This is a genomic window from Mycobacterium sp. IDUB_9, from assembly GCF_055419505.1.
The window spans coordinates 374,321-390,996 of the sequence record NZ_JBVAXU010000002.1 but is presented as its reverse complement, the minus strand read 5'-3'; the positions used below and the strand labels follow the sequence as shown (position 1 = coordinate 390,996).

Here is a 16,676-nt window from a genome sequence, read left to right as displayed (position 1 = left end):
TGTCTACCCCAATGGCCAGTTTCGTTGTCAATCGTCGGGTTTGAGCGGAACGCCGACCACGATCCGGGCCGCGTTGTGCCCCAATACCCGGACAACCGCAGAGCTGGCGCCTTCACCAGAGGACAACTCGGGCAACGGATCTGACAGTTTGGCATGTTGCACGCACACTTCACCTCGAAGGCCGACGCCCACCCCGACATGCAGCGGTGACCTGAGCGCCGCGCGGCGGGCCAGTTCGGCCGCCGACACCTCGGAGTCGCAAGGAACCAGCATGTGCGGAACACCTTCTTCCTCGATGCCCGCCAACACGTCGCGTTCGACATCCCGGCTGCCCGAACTCAGCACCACGATCGCGGGACGATCGGGTTGACCACCGCTACGCACTGACACCCGCTCCGATCAGTGGGGCATGCGACGCCACCAAGCCAGTGGCCACCGCATTGCGCGGCCCTTCTGACCCACGCACATTGCCTGTGCCGCAGACGATTCCGAAGGGAGCAAGGGCATCCGCGATGAGTTCTGGAATCTCGAAGTCCAGCGCGCACCCACCGAGCAGCACCACGAACCCGATCTGGCGCAGGTCGCCACCTGGAGCGACGGACCGCAGTGCGCGCAGCGCATTGACCACGAAGACCCGCTCCTTGGCCGCACGGCGCACCAACCTGACCCGGTCCATGGAATGCCGGGTCGGGATCGCATTCATGCCGTACTCGGCCAGCGTGACCACCCGCGCGAACGATGCCGCGGGCAGTGGCTTCTCGAAGAACATCACGGTGCCGTTCTCCAGCCGCACATGAAAGAAGCTCTCGGCTTTGCCCAACGGTGATCGTTTGATGTCCTCGGCCAGTTCCAGGTTGTCGAGACCGAGCTCGGCGTCGATCAGCTTGGTGACCAGGTCGCCGGCGCCGGCCAGGTGCACGGCACTGATCCCGCCGTCCACCTCTATCAATGCGGCATCGGTCGACCCACCACCCAGGTCGAGCACCACGAGCGGCTTGCCGGTGCCCGGCGTGGTCAGCGCACCCAGCGCCGCCATCTCGGCCTCGACACCGCCGACCATCACCTCAACGCCTTCGGCCCCGGCGGCCCCCAACCGGGACCGAACCTCATCGGCCACGGCTCGCATTCCGCTTTCGCGCGTCCGGACCATGGCAGCCAATGCAACCGCGTTCTCCAGGGCCACCTCACCGGCCACCCCGCCACGAACCTCCTGCGGCACAAAGGTATCCACCGCAAGCAGATCCTGGATGCACACGTCGGCGAGCGCATGTCCGGAGAGCTCGGCCATGCTGTGCCGGACGTTGGCGATCATGCCGCCGGTGTTGGTGCCGGCCTCCCCCGCCACATCCGCCAGCGGAGCGACCCGCTCGACCGCGCTCATGATCTCCGGCGCACCGCGGGACACATCGACCGATGTCCGCTTGTGCACACCGGCCAGCTCGAGCGATCCGGCCGGGATACTGCGATCAGCGACATCGCCTGCGGGAGTGCGAACCACCACCGCAGAGCGGTTGCCGGTCAGCGCCCGGGCCACCGGCGAGATCACCTTCGTGGCAGCCGCGTCCAGGTCGAAGATCGTCGCCAGCCCGTAGGCATTGGACAGGGTCCGGATCGAGTTGCCGGGCGCGGCCACTTCAACCGCGGCCAGCATGCCCAGCGGCACCGCATCGATGCGCGATACCTCATCGATCACCGGGACCACGGTGTCGAGCCGGTTGGCCACCAGCACAGCGTCATCGTTGCCGAGGATCACCCCGCACACCGTCAGCCCATGGGCCGCCGCTGCATTGATCCCGCATGCCGCGTCCTCGAAGTCCACACCCCTTGGCACCACCACGATCACTTCGGTGCCCGAAGGGGTTTGGGCGAGGGCGTCGAACGCCACGGTGACGCCCACACCGAGACCGCGACCGCCCGGCGTGCGCGGGTCATGGCCGATCATCGTCGACTCGGTGATGATGGTTTCTGTGATGGTCTCCATCGCCATGCCACTGATCACCGGCGTGGCCTCGTTCAGCAGGACGAGGTCGAGGTCGGCCAGCCGGATCGCGCTCGCCTCCAGCGCACGAACCACCGCCTGGGCCACGCCGTCGACGTTTCGAGGAGTGCCCTTGACGCCCGTTGTCGGGGTCAGCGCCGCGCCACGGAACCCGATCGAGCCGTCAGTCGCGACGACTGCGGCGCTGGCCTCGGTCGTCGAGTTGCCGATGTCGACACCGACAACATTCAATGCCATCAGGTGCCCAGTGCCTCGGGGATCTGGGCGAACTCCGCGACCACCTCGACGGGGCGGGCGTTCCTGCGGATCTGCTCGGTCTCCTTCAAATGCAGCAGCGCGGCCTTGGCCTGCCAGCGGGGCCGGGCCATCTGATCGTTGAGGGTCGGAACCGGTTCGGGTGACTCACCTTTGGCGTACTGGGCGGCGTTCGACCCGATGCGGCGATAGGTCTCCAACGTCATCAGCGGGCTCTGTGGGAACAGTTCAAGGCTGGACAACCTCGGCAGGTCACGCTGATGGATCATCGATGTGCCGCGAGACAGGATTCCGATGCCGATACCTGATCCGCTGAGCCTGGCCGCTGCGTGCGCGACCACCGCGAGGTCGCTGCTGTGCCTGATACGGATGCACCGGGCGGTCACCTCCTGCTCCTCGATGCCGGCCAGGATCTGGCGTATCACCTCAGCATGGGGCAGGCCGACGATGGTCTGGCTGAAGAAGTCGGCGAACGCCGGCGAAATCGCCAGCACCACTTCATCAGTGCGCTTCCCAGGTTCTGCCGGCCGCTCGCCGGTGAATGTCAGTGTCCGCTGCCCAGTCACTGCCGACATGTCACTCGACCTCCAGTTCAGGGTTCTCGGCGCTGGTCACGTGACGTAGCCGCTTCATCTCCTCCCAGCGCGCCCCCGTGGGGCGGTAGCCGGTGCCCGGGCCCGCATAGTCATTGCGGTCGTTTATCGCAGACAACGGCTGGAGCTCGCGCGTCATGATCGCCGACGTCTGCAGCAGGTCACCCGAGACACGTTGCCGCAGAACGGCCAAAAGGTTCTCGGCGACATCGGAGAAGCCGGTCGATTCCAGTGCCTTCACCAGATCCAGTCCGGTGATGTTGCGGTCCATCACCTGCTGTGCGCCCTTGAGATCTTCCAGGACGTCACGCGGGATCAACTCGCGGCTGCCATGCGCGTACACGGCCGTCTCGATCTCGGCGTCGGAGATGGCGGGCAGATCAAGGTATGCGAACACCGCCTGCAGAGCCTTGCCCGCGCGGTGCCGGGCAGCGAGAATCTCGGCCTCGTTGACGTGGCGCAACCCGCCGTCGATCTGCAGGTCCCGCTGGATCGTGTTGAAGTCGTCGTAATCCTCGGCGTCCAGGTTCGATCCGGCGAACATGTCGTCGTAGTTGGGTGGCGCCGAGTAACCGGAGCAGATGAAATCAGTGCCCGGCATCAGCTGCGGCAACAACCGTGCCACCCGGCGCATCGGTGAGTGTGAGAACGACTGGTCGTTGCCGGAAGCGCATTCCAGGTCCACCGCAGAGGCAATCAGATTTTCCGCCGCAACCGCCCGGATCCCCGCCGGGACTGCGCCTGGTACACCGATGCAGGAAATCGAACCGTTCTGCAGGCCTTGCACCCCTGCGCCTTTCGCGACCAAGATGCACCGAATCTCCAGGTACAGCATGGAGCGGCCCTCGGCGTTGCCCATCTGCACCTCGGAACCGGTGCCCGAGGTGAAGCGCATCTTGATGCCACGCGAGGCATAGGCCGCGGCCAGGAAGGCTTTCGACCACGGGGTGTCATCACCGTCGACGAACACCGACTCCGTGCCGTAGACCGAGATGGTCTCGGCGTAGGCGGTGATGCCGCGCATGCCGAGTTCGAGTTCGGTGGCCTCCTCGAGGGCGCACTGGGTAAGGCGTCCACCACAGCCGACCTGGCTGCCGATCTGCTGCGCCATTGCCACCAGTGGGGCGTAGCGAACTACACCCAAAGTGGTTTCCACTTCCGAGAATCCGCGCAGCGATGCCTCGGCGGCTTCACAGGCGACCTGGAGCGGGTTGTCCCGGGCACTGGTGCAGTGCGCCTGGTTCGCCGGAGTGCGGCGGGCACGCATCTTCTGCATCCCCATCATGATCTCGACGATGTTCAGCGTCTTTGCCACTTCGAGCAGCTTGGCCGGCGTCAGCGCCGTGGTCACCGCGATCACCTCGTCGCGGGCCACGTGTGGGTCGACCAGCATCCGGGCGATTTCGGCCGCGGGGATCTCCATCGCCTGTTCGGTGGTCGCGGCGTCGATGGCGTGATCGGCGATGAACTGGTCGATGAAATCGAACTCGGCGCGGGTCCGACCGTCCATCTCGACGATCACCCCGTCGACGACGCGCACGCTGGGGGCGGGATCGAACGCACTGTCCAGCGCCACCATGCCCACCTCAGGCCATTCCTCGACGAAGCCGTCGAGGTTGACGGGACGGTCTTCCAGTACCTTCGTCCGCTCGGACTGGCGTCTGCCGTCAACGCCGAGATTTCTGGCTGTCGTCACAGGTGTCTCCTACTCGCTCGTGGCCAGAATGTCGCGGCGCTCGTATACGTCGGCGGCCTCGCGCACCAGCCCGGCCAACAGAGTTGCGCCGTACTGCGTGTCGAGTTCGTCGGCGATCGAGTCGAGCTCAGCCTTGGTCGATGCGTTGGGCCGCAACGCGTTGTAGATCTGCAGCACCCGCTCGTCACTGATCGCGGTCATCTCCGCCGCGCGACGCAGATTGCCGCCGAGCTGCTTGCGGCCGACCTTCTCCGCGATCTGCGCCTGCAATCGCAGGGTCTGCGGGGTGATGCGCAGGTCCGACGCCTCCACATCACCGGCCATCACCGCCTCCATGGTGATGGCGTCGATCGGCCTGCCGTTGGGGGTGAAGAGCAGGTCCTTGCGATTGCTGCTCAGCGGATAGTCCACCGAGGGATCGAGGATCGGTTCTGTCATGCATTGCTCCCAACTGGTGTGACTCGGCCAGTGCGTCTGCTCGATTGTGCGCTGCATCACGTTGCATGAGGGTTGCGCCGCAGGTCAGTGGCTCGATCCGGGTTGGGGCTGTGAGCAGGGGCTAGATTGTGCCGACGATGGACGTTCCCGGGTTCGAATCGCTCGCACCGCTTGGCGAGTTCTTCGCCCTGCCGGCCGCTGCCGAAGGTTCGTGGATGCCGATCACGTCGCTGCTGAGCGACGCCGCGACCCTACGCGACTACGCGTACCTGACCCGGACGGCGCTCGCGTCGTCGATGGGTGTCGCCGCAGCCGACGTGCCGCTCAAAGCGGCGGCGTCCTCGGTGCACCTGTCAGTCGCGGCCCGGCTGTTGTCCCCAGTGATCGGCGCCGCCGTACGCCTGGATGCCATCCCGCTCTTGGGGTCGGATTCCCTCTATTGGCAACAGGATTCGTCACACCGCCCGATGTTGGGTGTGGCGGACCTCGCCTGGGCGGCGGTGACCGGCCCGGCCCAGGCCGCCACGCTCATCACCGATTCGCTCGTCGAGGGCGTGCTGCGTCCACTCAACGAGACCATGCGATCAGCGACAGCACTGTCACCACAGGTGCTTTGGGGCAACGTGGCGTCGGCGGCCAACGGCGCGGTAACCGTGCTGTCCATGTCCACACCCGGCGACCAAAGGCATGGCCGCGCGTTGATCGCCGCACTGCTGAGCGCGCATCCGCTGTCCGGTACGGCCGAGATCACCAGTGGCCGGTTCACGCGCCGGAATTGCTGCCTGTTCTATCAGGTTCCGGGTGGCGGCTACTGCGGTGACTGTATTTTCACCGACTCATAGCGCCGCTACACCGGCTGCGGTTGTATTGCCGCGACACCGGCGGTCGCCACCGCCACGTCCTGCTCGACGCTGCCCGCGCTGACGCCGACCGCGCCGACCACGGCTCCGTCGACCTCCAGCAGCAGCCCGCCACCGAACACCACGAGTCCGCCGGATGTCTGTTCCAGGCCATAGAGTTCCGCGCCCGGCTGCACCGCAGCGGTCAGCGCACTGGTGGGCAGATTCATCATCACCGACGTCCGCGCTTTGCGGATGGAGATGTCGATGCTCGCCTTGATGGCGCCATCCATCCGGGCGAACGCGACCAGATGGCCACCGTCGTCGACGACAGCGATGTTCATCGGCTGGCCGATCTCCGCCGCTTTGGCGATGGCGGCATCGATCACCTTGTGTGCGGTGTCCAGAGACAGGGATGCCACAAAAATCCTTTCAGGTGGGCGAAAGTGAGCTTGTGTGCGAGTTCTGCGGGTTTTTTCGCACACAAGCTCACGTTCGAGGGACGGCTTAGAAGAACCCTTGGGCCTTGTTGCCGTAGCTCACCAACAGGTTCTTGGTCTGCTGGTAGTGGTCGAGCATCATCTTGTGGTTCTCCCGGCCGATGCCGGACTGCTTGTAGCCGCCGAACGCCGCATGCGCGGGGTACTGGTGGTAGCAGTTGGTCCACACCCGGCCGGCTTTGATGTCCCGGCCGGCGCGGTAGGCGGTGTTGCCGTTGCGGCTCCACACGCCGGCACCCAGGCCGTACAGGGTGTCGTTGGCGATCGAGATGGCGTCGTCGTAATCGGTGAACGAGGTGACCGCCACGACCGGACCGAAGATCTCCTCCTGGAACAGTCGCATCTTGTTGTTGCCGGTGAAGATCGTCGGCGCCACATAGAACCCGCCGGCCAGATCGCCACCGAGGTCGGCCCGCTCGCCGCCGGTGATCAGTTGGGCACCTTCGGATTTCCCGATCTCGATGTAAGAGAGGATCTTCTCCAGCTGATCATTGGAGGCCTGGGCACCGATCATCGTCTCGGTGTCCAGCGGGTCACCCTGACGCACCGCCTTGGTGCGGATGGCGGCCAACTCCAGGAACTCGTCGAAGATGTCGGCCTGGATCAACGACCGCGACGGGCAGGTGCACACCTCGCCCTGGTTCAGGGCGAACATGGTGAAACCTTCCAGGGCCTTGTCCTGGAAATCGTCGGCGTCGGCAAGCACGTCGGAGAAGAAGATGTTCGGGCTCTTGCCGCCCAGTTCCAGAGTCACCGGGATCAGGTTCTGGCTGGCGTACTGCATGATCAGCCGGCCCGTGGTGGTCTCGCCGGTGAAGGCGATCTTGGCTATCCGGTTGCTGGACGCCAGGGGCTTGCCGCACTCGACACCGAACCCGTTGACCACGTTGATCACACCGGCCGGCAGCAGGTCGCCGATCACCGACATCAAGAAGAGCACTGAAACCGGCGTCTGCTCAGCGGGTTTGAGCACCACCGCGTTGCCCGCCGCCAGCGCCGGGGCCAGCTTCCAGACCGCCATGAGAATCGGGAAGTTCCACGGGATGATCTGGCCGACGACGCCGAGGGGCTCGTGGAAGTGGTAGGCGACGGTGTCCTCGTCGATCTGCGAGAGCGAACCTTCCTGGGCGCGCAGCACACCGGCGAAGTACCGGAAGTGGTCGACCGCCAGCGGGATGTCGGCGTTCAGCGTCTCGCGGATCGGCTTGCCGTTGTCCCACGACTCGGCCAGTGCCACCGCTTCGAGGTTCTCCTCGATGCGGTCGGCGATCTTGTTGAGGATGACGGCGCGCTCGGCCGGCGAGGTCTTTCCCCACGCAGGCGCGGCCGCGTGCGCGGCATCCAGGGCCTTCTCGACGTCGGCCTCGGTGGAGCGGGCCACCTCGCAGAACACCTGACCCGTGACCGGCGTCGGATTCTCGAAATAGCGGCCCTCGGCGGGGGCGACCCACTGCCCGCCGATGAAGTTGTCGTAGCGGGCCTCGAACGACATCAGGGCGCCTTCGGCACCCGGACGGGCATAAACAGTCATGGCAATCTCCTGCATTCGGACACCAGGTGTGTCGGTCGTCACTAAAGGTACTCAGCAGCAGGTTGCAGCACAGTTGCACACGTTGGGCCGGGTGATCAGCCCAGTTCGGAATCGATCCCGGCCAGGTGACCGCGGGCCTGCGCCCTGGCCACGGGATCAGCCTCGGCATGGTCGTGCAGCACCCGCCAACCCTGACGATCGTCACGACCATCGGGCAGTGCCAACCACCGTCGCAGCAGGCCCAGGTCACCCCCGGTCAGCACCGCTTCGCGCAGGCCGGCACTCAGCTCGGTGCGCAGCCGCGCGATGGCCGGCGAGACCGATTGCGGCAACAACGCCCCCGAGTAGGCGTCCAGCGCGGCCGAGAGGTTCCCGGCCTGCAGCGCGTCGAAGACATCGCCCATGTCGCTGGCCACCGGTGCCAACAGCCGGTACGGCCGGGACTCGATGTAGGTACTGCCGATGACCCGACGCAGCCGCGACACCTCGGCTCGCACGGTGACGACGTCGAGGTCCTTGTCGTCGAGCAGCATGGCCAGGTGATCGGCACTCAGCCCCTCGGGATGGCGGATCAGCAGAACCAGGATGTCGGCGTGGCGGCCGGTCAGCCCGCTGGACTGCGGCCGGCCCGCGTCGTCGGTCGTCTGCCAGCGCGGGCGGTCGGCGCCCAGCACGGTCAACCGGGCGCCTTCGGGCGCCGCGGGAGCGGCGGGTCCGGCGAGGCGAAGCAGGGCCAGCTGGTTCTCCACGGCGACGGCAGTCGCTCTGACCAGCGCCAATGTCTGCGGCGTCGCGACGGCTGAGCCGCCGGTCAGGTCGATGGCGCCCAGCAGCACCCCGGTGGCCGGGTCGTGCACCGGAACCGCCGAACAACTCCACGAGTGCATGATGCGGGAGAAGTGCTCGGTCCCCTGGATCTGCAGCTCACGGTCCAGCGCCAGCGCGGTGCCCGGGGCATTCGTCCCGGCCGACTGCTCGCTCCAGTCCGATCCGGGTACGAAGTTCATCGCCTCCGCCTTGCGACGAACGCCGGCGTCGCCCTCGACCCACAGCAGTGTGCCGTCGGCCGCGGTGATCGCCACCACCACTCCGGCGTCGACGGCATCGTCGACCAGCAGGCGGCGGATCAGCGGCAGGGTGGGGGCGAGCGGATGCGTATTGCGTAATTCGGTCAATGCCGCGGCCGCGGCGGCCGCGCGGGCGCCCAGATCGGGGTCCACCCCGGTGGCCAGGCTGCGCTGCCAGCTCTCGGCGATGATGCGGCGTACGGGGGTGGAATCCAGGTAATCGGCGTCTACCTGGCCTTCGATGAACAGGTCATGGACAGCACGCACCTTCGCGGGCACCGCTCGGGTCGACACCCGGCCTCCCGCGTTCCTCGATGCGGCCACGGCGATCATCTCTCCCGGCGTCGGGCCATTGGACATGGCATTCACGCGTAACCGCCAGGATAGTTGACCAGCCCGGCCTGTGATGGATACCACCAGCACCTCAACCACCAGGAATCGGGGAATCCACCCCACGACCCGTATAGTTGGACCACAGCGGCATGCCTGTTCTGCCTTTGCCGCCTTCTCGATCGTCACACCGAGCGCCGCGAGATGTCACTCGCGCCGGGCAGGACGACCGCCCTCTATTTTCGGAGCTTTCATTTTGTCTGTCCAAGAAACCCCTGGCACCGCTGTGCCCACTTTCGCCGACCTCGGCCTGCCCGCCGAGATCGTCGCCACCCTCGCCGCCAACGGCGTGGAGTCCCCCTTCCCGATCCAAGCCGCGACCCTGCCCGATTCCCTCAAGGGCCGCGATGTGCTCGGCCGCGGCCGGACCGGGTCCGGCAAGACCTATGCGTTCTTGTTGCCCCTGGTGGCACGGTTGGCGACCAGCGGCACCCGTCGCGCACCGAACCGGCCCCGTGCGCTGATCCTGGCGCCGACCCGCGAACTGGTCACCCAGATCGAGGCCTCACTGGCTCCGTTGGCCAAGGCCACCGGCCTGCGGTCGGTCAACATCTTCGGTGGTGTGGGCGCCAACCCGCAGATCTCCGCACTCCGGGGTGGCGTGGACATCGTGATCGCCTGCCCGGGCCGGCTGGAAGACCACATGCGCTCCGGCCACGCAGACCTGTCGGCGGTCGAGGTCACTGTGCTGGACGAGGCCGACCACATGGCCGATCTCGGCTTCCTGCCCGGCGTCAAGCGCCTGCTGGACCGCACGCCGAAAAACTGCCAGCGCCTGCTGTTCTCGGCCACTCTCGACGCCGGGGTCGACGTGCTGGTCAAGCGCTATCTGCACGACCCCGTGGTCCACAGTGTCGATTCGGCACAGTCACCGGTGAGTGCGATGGTGCATCACGTGCTGCACGTGGACAACGCCGCCCGGATCAACGTGGTTGCCGATCTGGCCGCCGCCCCGGGACGTACCATCGTGTTCGCCCGCACCAAGCACGGCGCGAAAAACCTGACTCGCCAACTCAATTCGCGTGGTGTCTCGGCAGTTGAGCTGCACGGCAACCTTTCTCAGAACGCCCGCACCCGCAACCTGACGGCGTTCTCCGACGGGTCGGCCGGGGTGCTGGTCGCCACCGACATCGCCGCCCGCGGTATCCACGTCGACGACGTCAGCCTCGTCGTGCACGCCGACCCGCCGGTCGAGCACAAGGCCTATCTGCACCGGTCCGGCCGTACGGCCCGCGCCGGGAACGAGGGCACCGTCGTGACGCTGATGCATGACGCGCAGGTCTCCGATGTGCGCACCCTGACCAAAAAGGCCGGAGTCAAGCCCACCATCACCCGCGTGAACAGCATCGACCATCCGGTTCTGCGTGAGATCGCACCAGGGGACCGGGTTTTCGGTGATCCGATTCGTCTCGAGCCGGCCGCCCAGGCCGCTCCGGCACCGCGGCGCCAGCCCGGTAGGTCCGGCCAGCAGCAGCGCAACCGCCCCAACGGGTCCACCCGCAACGGCGGCGGTGCCCCCGCAGCCCGATCCGGTGCCGGCGCAGGCGGACAGCGCGGTGGTGGACACCGTCGTCCCCGTCGCGGAAGCGATTCCGGCTCAGGCCGCTAGCCAGAGGCCGCAAGACAGAGAAAGTGTGCGGTCCCGTTCGGTCCTCTCCACCGAACGGGACCGCACATGTCTTTCTGGGCGACCAGCGTCAGGCTCCCCACGCATTGGCCGCGCTACGGTCGGTCGCGGCCACCTCGTCGGCACCGTCGCGCACCGCGTTGCCCAGGGAGAACAGGATCTCGTTGAGAGCGGCCGCGGCCTGGTTCCAGCGGGCCTGCTCGACGGCGTAGGCCTGCGCGGCCTCGCGAGTCCAGACCTGCTGCAAAGGCGCGATCTGCGAACGCAATTCATCGAGGGCAGCGTTGAAGCGGCTCGACGTGGTGTGGATCTCCTGGCGAACCGAGTACTCGATCTCGCCGAAATCGTATGACAGCACGTGTTCCATGGTCGATGCCGATCAGATGCCGTTGCCCACGGCGCCGAGCCGCTGCGCGTGAGTGGCGGCACCGGCGCGCAGCGTGCGCTCATTGGTCCGGATGGTCTCGGCGATACGGCCCAGTGCGGTATGCAGGGTCAACGATTCGCCGTTCCAGCGGTCCACCACGTCACGGAACCGTACTGCGGCCACACCGCCCCACACCGACGGTGGCACGCTGCTCATCTTTCCGATAAAGGTCTGCAGCATGGACCGGACATCGTCGTTGAGCACGTCGATCCGGCCGGCCACGCTCGTCATTACCTCGAAATCGGTGCCCAACGGCCCCGTCAGTCCTGGTGGCATGTCCTGTGCCCTTCCGGTTTTGTCTTGCGGGATATAACAATTCGACGCAGCGGAGCTCGGTTTGGTTCCACCCGATTTCAGAACATCGCATGCGCGGATCTCGTGGCCGCCTCGCAAGCCGGGCGCACGGCCTCCTCGCGTCCCGGTGAGCTCTGGCACCCGACCGCGATCCGCACGGCACCGTCGACGAACACCGCCCAACGGATCTCCCGCCCGGTACGGACCTCCCGGTAGCTGACCACCGGCCGGGCAGCCACGACCGCGGACGGATCGAAGTCGACGAACACCCCCGCAGGCTGCTCCTGCAGAGCACGGCCCACGGTGTCGGCCAGTGTGCCGTCACCGACACCGGACTGGGTCAGATGAATCATCACCTGCGGGTCATCTGGCGAAATCACCTGAACCCGAGCCGATCCCGGCCCGTCAATCACCGGTCGAGCAGTCCAGCCGGCCGGAATCTGCATACCTACCCGGCCTTCGACGAGAACCGTCATCGAGGGGTGTTCCGCGGGTCCGCCCCGGGCGGCGAAGACGATCCCGCCGAGCACCGACGCCAGCCCCGCTGCGGCGCATGTAGCGACCCAGATCGAGTCCCTGCCGGGCCGTCGCCGCCTGCCGGCCTGCTGGTCGACCGGGATGTCCGGCGCGACGAGGGCGTCGCGCCAGGACCGGGAATCGGCCATGGTCGCCGCCACGCCGCGACGACGAAGCGCAGCCACTACCGCGTTGCCGACCCTCGCTGCTCCGGCCACCTCTTCCGGAGCGTCGACAACCACCTCTGCAGCCGTGCCGTCGATCGCCATCACGGCGCGTACCACCGCGTCGGGATTCAGATCACCTTCGGTATGGCGGGCCAGCGCGACGCCACCGGCATGCACGCGCGACACCATGACCAGCTCGTCGGCGATCTCGACCACCACCGGGGACGTACCCGACGAGCATGCGCTCAGTGCCTGAACCCGCTGCATCACCACGACTTCGGCATCCGCGGCGGCCTCCCGGACGCGGTCACGACGGTCGCGCGTCCACCACGTCGGACACACCAGGGTGAGCGCCCGTGCCCCGGCACCCGCCGCGTCGAGAACCTCGATCCACAGGTCCGACACCGCGACCGGCTCGTCGTCGACCAGGGCGATCTCGTCGTCGATACCGGCCACCGCGACTTCGGCGAGGTCTGCCGACACCGGGCCGGGTCCGCGCACGGTCACCGGTCCCACCTCGACGACGGCCGACCTCACGGCGCATCGGCCCCTGGGGGCAGGGCAACCTGAACCAGCTGATCGGGCGCCGCACGGGTGATCAACGTGCCACGCCCCGGTGGAAGGCGAATCGGCCGTACCGATCCCAGCAGCACGCCGTCGTCGGGACCGGCGCTCATCATCAGGCCCATGCAGCCGAGGTCCCTGACAGCGGCCAGCACCGGATCGAACATCGCCCGCGCCGCACCGCCGGAACGGCGGGCCAGCAGCAGGTGCAGTCCCAGGTCACGGGCGTGTGGCAGATAACTCAACAGCGATGACAGCGGATTCGACCCGCCTCCGGCCACGAGGTCGTAGTCGTCGACCACGACATAGAGCTCGGGCCCGCTCCACCAGGAACGTTCACGAAGCGCCCGCTGGGTTACCTCGGGTCCTGGCATCCGGTCCTTCAGCGTCTCAAGCACTCCCGGAAGCGCAGCGTCCAGCGCCACAACCGACGCGGCGTATCCCGCCAGATGGTCCGATTCGACCGCGCCCAGCAGCGCACGGCGGAAATCCACGATGAGCAGCTGCACGCTCGCCGGGTCGTTGCGCGCCGCCAGGTCGCAGCACAGGGCGCGCAGCGTGGTCGACTTGCCGCATCCGGTGTCACCGAAGATCACCAGATCGGGCTGCGCGTTGAAATCGACCAACACCGGCCTGAGTTCGCGTTCACCGAGCCCCAGCAGCACCTCGGTGGCGGGCCGGATGCGAGACACCGGGCTCAGTTCGTGCCCACCCACGCGCGCCGGCAACAGCCGGACACCCGGCGCGCGGGCCCGGCCGTACTGGGCCTGCAGCGTGTCCCCGATCCGTGCCAGCGCCGCACCGATGCCGGTGTCGGACGGTGCGCCGTCCAGCCGGGGCAACGCGATCAAGAACTCGCGGCCGTCCGGCGTGAGCCCACGCCCGGGTGCGCACTGCGTCAGCTGACGCGCGCGTTTGCGGTCCATCTCCGACTCGGCCGGATCACCGAGCCGCAACTCGATGCGGGTTCCCAGCTGGTCCTTGAACGCGGGACGGAACTCCGCCCACCGCGACGCGGTCGCCACCACATGGATTCCGAGCGAAAGCCCCTGCACGGCAAGCGCAGTGATCGACGGCTCCAGAGCATCGAACTCGGTGCGGAACGTCGACCAGCCGTCGATGATCAGGAACACATCGCCCCGGGGATCATCGATCTCCCCGGCGTCGCGACGCGTCCGGTATTCAGCCATGGAACCGATGCCGAGGGCGGTGAATCGTGCCTCTCGTGCGTTGACCAGGGCGTGCATCTCGGCGACGGTGCGCCGGACGAGGTCGGTATCGGAACGTCGGGCGACCGTGCCGACGTGCGGCAGGGCCTGCAGTCCACTCAACGTTCCACCACCGAAGTCCAGGCAGTAGATCGACACGTCTCGGGGATGGTGGGTGGCTGCCAGTGCCACCGCCAAAGTCTTGGCAGCCGTGGATTTTCCGGATTGGGGACCACCCACGATCGCCACGTTGCCCCGGGCGCCACCCAGCGACAGCATCAGCCGGTCCCGGCGCTGCTCGAACGGGCGGTCGATCAACCCGATCGCGACGGTGAGCGGATCGGGGTCCGACAGCAGGACGTCACTGAGCGGGATGGCATGTGGCAGCGGTGGCAGCCAAACCTGGTGTGCCGGTGCACCGTACCCGGCCAGCCGAGTGACGACCTGCTGCAGCACAGTCGTCGTGGTGGACGGCGAGGGGTCGCGGTAGGTCGACATCCAGGACACCGCGAAACGGCGGGGCGACGGCGTCTCCTGCGGCGCCGTCGGCAATTGTTCGGGCAATGAGCCGGGCGCCGAGACGAACGCCGTCTGAAACCTGAGGATCTCGCCGGACGGTGTCTTCAGGTAGGCCGCGCCCGGCGTGGTCGGAAGCTCGTACGCCTCAGGGATTCCGAGCACCGATCGGGACTCGTTGGGCGAGAAAGTCTTCAGGCATACCCGGTACGACAGGTGGCTTTCTAGGCCCCGCAGCCGGCCCTCGTCGAGGCGCTGGCTCGCCAGCAGCAGATGCATGCCCAGCGATCGTCCGAGCCGGCCGATCGCCACGAACAACTCGGCGAAATCCGGGTGTTGCTGCAGCAGTTCGGAGAACTCGTCCACCACGATGAGCAACGCGGGTAGGGCGGGAAGGTCGGCGCGGCGCCGGTACTCCGCGATGTTGGCCACGTTGCCGGCCGCCCGAAGCAGTTCCTGACGGCGGGTCATCTCCCCGGCCAAGGCATCGGCCATCCGGGCCACGAGCTGCGCCTCCTCGGCCAGGTTGGTGATCAGCGCGCTGACATGATGCGACCGGTGCAGACCGAGAAATGTTGCCCCGCCTTTGAAATCGACGAGGACGAGGTTGAGCGCCTCGGGCGGATGTGTGGTGATCAACCCCAGTACCAGTGTGCGCAGAAACTCCGACTTCCCCGAACCGGTGGCACCGACACACAGCCCGTGCGGCCCCATGCCCTCCTGCGCCGCCTCCTTGAGGTCGAGGTGCAGCGGAGTACCGTCGGCACACCGGCCGACGGGAACCCGGAGGAACCGCTGCGGATCCGGTGTCGTCCACACGCTCGGTGGATCGAAGCGGGCCGGGTCGTCGATACCGATCAGCTCCGGCCAACCAGAGACCTCGGGCACCGGCGCGCAACGCCATCGCGCCAACCATCGGACGCACGTGACGGCCTGCTCATGATTCATCCGGTCGGGCCGCGCCGAGACGTCACCGAACCGCACCAGGTCGGCCTCGAGTTCCAGATGCAGGTCCGCGGTGGCGATCCCGGAATGAGTCGCGACGGTCAGCACAGTGACGCCACCACCGGGGACAGATACTGCCGGGCCTGCCGTCGGGCAATCGACGATGACGACGGTATGCACCGGCGACTCCGCCACGGGCAGCGCCGTCAATGTGCGCAGCCGTAACGCGACCGGTTCACCCTGCCCAGCAGGATGCCAGTGGTGGTCAAGCCATTTCAACCAATCCCATTCACCGGCCGTCGCTACGTCGACGACCGTTGCGATGCGGAGATATCGCGGACTGTGCGCCGTAGCCAGCTGGCAGATCACCGCCCGCAGCAAGTCCCGTGCCGCGTCGACCGGCCCGCCCACCGTCACATGCTCGACGCTGCGCAAGTGCAGCGTCACCGGGACGTCTGTCACCGTCGACCGACGCCGGATCAGTTTTGCCAGAGCCGATGCCGTCACCGGATCGGCTTCCCGCCCGGGGTTGGCGCCGGTGGCTGTCAGTCTGGTGGACGGCGGCCTCTCCCCCACACCGATCCGCACCTCACAGAACCCTGGGGTATCGGGGCTGCGGCGCCACATCTGCTCGCCGCCGGCCAGTGTCCACAAGCACCCCGGCTCGGGATGGGCAGCGTGCAGGCGCAGCCATTGGGTTCGGGCGGATTCACCGGCCACGGTGTCGATCCCGTCCAGGTAACGCAGGTACTCACTGCGGTCCCGGTAGAGCTGCTGGGCGCGACCGCCGTTCTTGACGCTGTAGGCGGCCGTGCCGATCGCCGACACGGCCATCATGATCGGGAACATCAGGGCGGTCGGACCACGGGTGGCGGCTGCGCCAGAGGTGACGTACAGCGCGACCATGCCGCCCATCGCGACCACGACCAGTAGCGGCAACAACCTGGTCAGCGGGCTGACCGGGTTGTCACGTGGTAGCGCAGGCGGTGCGTCGATCAGCACCTCCGTAGTCGGCGACTCCGTTACGGGGAGCTCACCAGAGGCCTGGGGCGCGCGGATGGGTTCCATCGACATTTGGACGCGCGCGGGGCCTGGCGGGTTCCC

The 16,676-nt window shown here is 67.2% G+C and carries 14 protein-coding genes; 2 read left to right on the top strand and 12 right to left on the bottom strand.

Annotation, left to right across the window (positions count from 1 at the left end; genetic code table 11):
* Positions 1–27 precede the first annotated feature (27 nt).
* Genes ACZY08_RS10450 through ACZY08_RS10430 form a run of 5 tightly spaced genes read right to left on the bottom strand, consistent with a single transcriptional unit; the run spans position 28 to position 4,981 of the window.
* Entirely contained in the window at positions 28–390 is a 363-nt protein-coding gene (locus ACZY08_RS10450) for a glycerol dehydratase reactivase beta/small subunit family protein (protein ID WP_463744917.1), read from the bottom strand.
* Positions 377–2,236: a diol dehydratase reactivase subunit alpha gene (locus ACZY08_RS10445; RefSeq protein ID WP_463744918.1), complete on the bottom strand. Its 1,860-nt coding sequence runs from the start codon at positions 2,234–2,236 to the stop codon at positions 377–379. The genes ACZY08_RS10450 and ACZY08_RS10445 overlap by 14 nt, the downstream gene beginning before the upstream one ends.
* A complete protein-coding gene (locus ACZY08_RS10440; protein ID WP_463744919.1) occupies positions 2,236–2,829 on the bottom strand; it encodes a propanediol/glycerol family dehydratase medium subunit in 594 nt (197 codons plus the stop codon). Before ACZY08_RS10440 ends, ACZY08_RS10445 begins: the two co-directional genes overlap by 1 nt.
* A 1-nt stretch (position 2,830) precedes the next feature.
* The gene (locus ACZY08_RS10435) at positions 2,831–4,543 is read right to left on the bottom strand and encodes a propanediol/glycerol family dehydratase large subunit (RefSeq protein WP_463744920.1); all 1,713 of its coding nucleotides are present in this window, start codon (positions 4,541–4,543) and stop codon (positions 2,831–2,833) included.
* Positions 4,544–4,552: 9 nt separating this feature from the next.
* A complete protein-coding gene (locus tag ACZY08_RS10430) occupies positions 4,553–4,981 on the bottom strand; it encodes a diol dehydratase small subunit (protein WP_463744921.1) in 429 nt (142 codons plus the stop codon).
* A gap of 137 nt (positions 4,982–5,118) precedes the next feature.
* On the opposite strand from ACZY08_RS10430, the gene ACZY08_RS10425 reads away from it, so the two are divergent.
* Positions 5,119–5,823: a (2Fe-2S)-binding protein gene (locus tag ACZY08_RS10425; RefSeq protein WP_463744922.1), complete on the top strand. Its 705-nt coding sequence runs from the start codon at positions 5,119–5,121 to the stop codon at positions 5,821–5,823.
* Positions 5,824–5,828: 5 nt separating this feature from the next.
* Here the strand turns inward: ACZY08_RS10425 and ACZY08_RS10420 are convergent, their stop codons facing one another.
* From ACZY08_RS10420 to ACZY08_RS10410, 3 genes are all read right to left on the bottom strand, one after another.
* Positions 5,829–6,242: a GlcG/HbpS family heme-binding protein gene (locus ACZY08_RS10420; RefSeq protein ID WP_463744923.1), complete on the bottom strand. Its 414-nt coding sequence runs from the start codon at positions 6,240–6,242 to the stop codon at positions 5,829–5,831.
* A gap of 85 nt (positions 6,243–6,327) precedes the next feature.
* Entirely contained in the window at positions 6,328–7,851 is a 1,524-nt protein-coding gene (gene adh, locus ACZY08_RS10415) for an aldehyde dehydrogenase (protein WP_463744924.1), read from the bottom strand.
* A gap of 95 nt (positions 7,852–7,946) precedes the next feature.
* Positions 7,947–9,251, bottom strand: a complete 1,305-nt coding sequence (locus tag ACZY08_RS10410; RefSeq protein ID WP_463745292.1) for a helix-turn-helix domain-containing protein — start codon at positions 9,249–9,251, stop codon at positions 7,947–7,949.
* Positions 9,252–9,534: 283 nt separating this feature from the next.
* Between ACZY08_RS10410 and ACZY08_RS10405 the strand changes: the two genes are divergently transcribed.
* On the top strand, positions 9,535–10,917 hold the full coding sequence (locus ACZY08_RS10405) for a DEAD/DEAH box helicase (RefSeq protein WP_463745293.1): 1,383 nt from the start codon (positions 9,535–9,537) through the stop codon (positions 10,915–10,917).
* Positions 10,918–11,005: 88 nt separating this feature from the next.
* Here ACZY08_RS10405 and ACZY08_RS10400 read toward each other — a convergent pair whose 3' ends face one another.
* The 4 genes from ACZY08_RS10400 to eccCb form a co-directional block, all read right to left on the bottom strand.
* Complete coding sequence (locus ACZY08_RS10400) at positions 11,006–11,302, bottom strand: WXG100 family type VII secretion target (RefSeq protein WP_463744925.1); 297 nt, start codon at positions 11,300–11,302, stop codon at positions 11,006–11,008.
* A gap of 12 nt (positions 11,303–11,314) precedes the next feature.
* Positions 11,315–11,638 (bottom strand): WXG100 family type VII secretion target, encoded by a 324-nt coding sequence (locus ACZY08_RS10395; RefSeq protein WP_463744926.1) that lies wholly within the window; start codon positions 11,636–11,638, stop codon positions 11,315–11,317.
* 77 nt (positions 11,639–11,715) lie between these two features.
* Entirely contained in the window at positions 11,716–12,846 is a 1,131-nt protein-coding gene (locus tag ACZY08_RS10390) for a type VII secretion-associated protein (protein WP_463744927.1), read from the bottom strand.
* A 26-nt stretch (positions 12,847–12,872) separates the two neighbouring features.
* Positions 12,873–16,640, bottom strand: coding sequence for a type VII secretion protein EccCb (eccCb, locus tag ACZY08_RS10385; RefSeq protein ID WP_463744928.1), 3,768 nt, complete (start codon positions 16,638–16,640; stop codon positions 12,873–12,875).
* Positions 16,641–16,676 lie beyond the last annotated feature (36 nt).

What these genes read in the sequence shown, in the direction of transcription:
- ACZY08_RS10410 (WP_463745292.1), bottom strand. Translation starts at nt 9,251, where the DNA reads ATGATCGCCGTGGCCGCATCGAGGAACGCGGGAGGCCGGGTGTCGACC.
- eccCb (WP_463744928.1), bottom strand. Translation starts at nt 16,640, where the DNA reads ATGGAACCCATCCGCGCGCCCCAGGCCTCTGGTGAGCTCCCCGTAACG.
- ACZY08_RS10425 (WP_463744922.1), top strand. Translation starts at nt 5,119, where the DNA reads ATGGACGTTCCCGGGTTCGAATCGCTCGCACCGCTTGGCGAGTTCTTC.
- ACZY08_RS10445 (WP_463744918.1), bottom strand. Translation starts at nt 2,236, where the DNA reads ATGGCATTGAATGTTGTCGGTGTCGACATCGGCAACTCGACGACCGAG.
- ACZY08_RS10430 (WP_463744921.1), bottom strand. Translation starts at nt 4,981, where the DNA reads ATGACAGAACCGATCCTCGATCCCTCGGTGGACTATCCGCTGAGCAGC.
- ACZY08_RS10440 (WP_463744919.1), bottom strand. Translation starts at nt 2,829, where the DNA reads ATGTCGGCAGTGACTGGGCAGCGGACACTGACATTCACCGGCGAGCGG.
- ACZY08_RS10400 (WP_463744925.1), bottom strand. Translation starts at nt 11,302, where the DNA reads ATGGAACACGTGCTGTCATACGATTTCGGCGAGATCGAGTACTCGGTT.
- ACZY08_RS10395 (WP_463744926.1), bottom strand. Translation starts at nt 11,638, where the DNA reads ATGCCACCAGGACTGACGGGGCCGTTGGGCACCGATTTCGAGGTAATG.
- adh (WP_463744924.1), bottom strand. Translation starts at nt 7,851, where the DNA reads ATGACTGTTTATGCCCGTCCGGGTGCCGAAGGCGCCCTGATGTCGTTC.